This is a genomic window from Falsiphaeobacter marinintestinus, from assembly GCF_007923355.1.
Classification (GTDB): Bacteria; Pseudomonadota; Alphaproteobacteria; order Rhodobacterales; family Rhodobacteraceae; genus Phaeobacter_A; species Phaeobacter_A marinintestinus.
The window spans coordinates 1-1,803 of sequence record NZ_VOGO01000043.1 but is presented as its reverse complement, the minus strand read 5'-3'; the positions used below and the strand labels follow the sequence as shown (position 1 = coordinate 1,803).

Below are 1,803 nucleotides of genomic sequence, written 5' to 3'. Positions count from 1 at the left end.
ATCCCTCGAATGCCCCAAGACCAGCTGACCTAAATGGCCAGATCTTCCCGACATAGGACGTTGTCAGATCGGATGTAGGCAGGCACGCCCCGAAGAATGAACAGGTCGGTCAGAGTGTCGATGACCTCGGTCGAGTTCAGCTTCCGCTTCACCCGGATCGTGAGACATTCACGGCTGTGTTCGTCTGGGATGTTCAATGTTCTGAAGGCCCTGCCATCTTCAGTTCGGTGATGCACGAAGTCGTTCGACCAGACGTGGTTGCGATACTCTGGCCGGAGCCGGACACATGATCCATCGTTCATCCAGAGCCGTCCCCTCTTGGGTTGTTTCATTGGCACTTTTAGCCCCTCGCGCCGCCACAGACGTTCAACTCGCTTGTCATTCACCCGCTGCCCGGCAGGCGATTGCATAGCAATCTGCCGAGAGGGGGCCAGCCCGCGTCTCGCAACAAAGCAGCAACTCGACGGTAGCCATATCGACCGTACTGTCGCGTCAGCTCGATCATGTCAGTTACCAGGCGATCTTCATCGGCACGCCCCTGTGGCAATCGCCGTTGTGTGGATCGGTGTTGACCCAGAACGCGATAAACCCGACGCTCAGAAGCCTTCATCTGGCTGCGCACAAGATCGATGCAGGCCCGGCGACTCGAGGGGCTCAGAAGTTTCCCCGTGCGGCCTCAGACAGGATCAGTTTGTCCAACGTCAGGTCTGACACAGCACGGCGAAGGCGCTCGTTCTCCTTCTGGAGCCGCTTTAGTTCCTTGAGTTGTTCTGTGCCCATTCCGCCGTACTTCATTTTCCAGCGGTAATAGGTTTGTTCAGTCACACCGATCTGTCGGATCGCATCAATCCGGGGCATGCCTTGCCCCATCAGAACTTCAACCTGCCGCAACTTAACGACAATCTCTTCGGGCTTGGGTCTCTTAATGGCCGTCTCTGGTCCTCCGCTTTCCTAATCATAAGGGCGGACCACTTCTTTGGGGGAGGCTCAACACCCAAACGGCGTGTAAAGGCGAAGCTTCGCGAAGACCGCGAAGAGGCGGTGAATCCAAATGATGTTTGGGCGATGGACTTCGTGCACGACCAGCTGGCGACGGGCCGCAAGATACGCATCCTGACAGTCGTCGACACGTTCTCCCGCTACGTGCCGGTGCTAGATGCGCGGTTCAGCTACAAGGGCGAAGACGTCGTCGCGACTTTGGATCGTATCTGCCGCAAGACCGGGTATCCCAAGACAATCAGGGTCGATAATGGCAGCGAATTTGTCTCTCGTGACATGGACCTTTGGGCTTACCAACGGGGTGTCACGCTGGACTTCTCAAGGCCGGGAAAGCCGACCGACAATGCCTACGTCGAGGCATTCAATAGCAAACTCCGATCCGAATGCTTGAACGCTCACTGGTTCATGGGTCTTGAAGATACCGCCGAAAAGCTGGAGGCTTGGCGTAGAGACTACAACGAAGAAAGACCGCACAGCGCGATCGGGAACAACGTCCCAGCAGCGCTGATGAAATTGCCAGACGTATCCAACCCGTCTGTGTGATCAAAGGGCGAAAAACCTAGCCCCAAGCGGGGACACTTCCGGTAGCACAGCACAGACCCGAAAACTCTCCTTATGAATGAGGGAGCATCGGAGGGCAGGTCACCACCATTTACTTCATATAAGATACTGTTTTTAAAGAAAAATAATCAACATTCGACTGTGTATCCCCTTAATCGTGAACCTTTAGGGTCAGGATGCATTGATTTTCGGCGCGCTGCGTGATTCACCGCTTCCAAAACGGAGCGGTGACATGTCTGATCT

The 1,803-nt window shown here is 55.2% G+C and carries 2 pseudogenes; one reads left to right on the top strand and one right to left on the bottom strand.

Annotated features, from left to right (window positions below):
* Positions 1-59: 59 nt before the first annotated feature.
* A pseudogene (locus FOY56_RS23320) lies at positions 60-927 on the bottom strand (transposase); the annotation flags it as partial.
* A 63-nt stretch (positions 928-990) separates the two neighbouring features.
* Here FOY56_RS23320 and FOY56_RS23315 point away from each other — a divergent pair.
* Positions 991-1,542 (top strand): annotated as a pseudogene (locus tag FOY56_RS23315) (DDE-type integrase/transposase/recombinase); the annotation flags it as partial.
* Positions 1,543-1,803 lie beyond the last annotated feature (261 nt).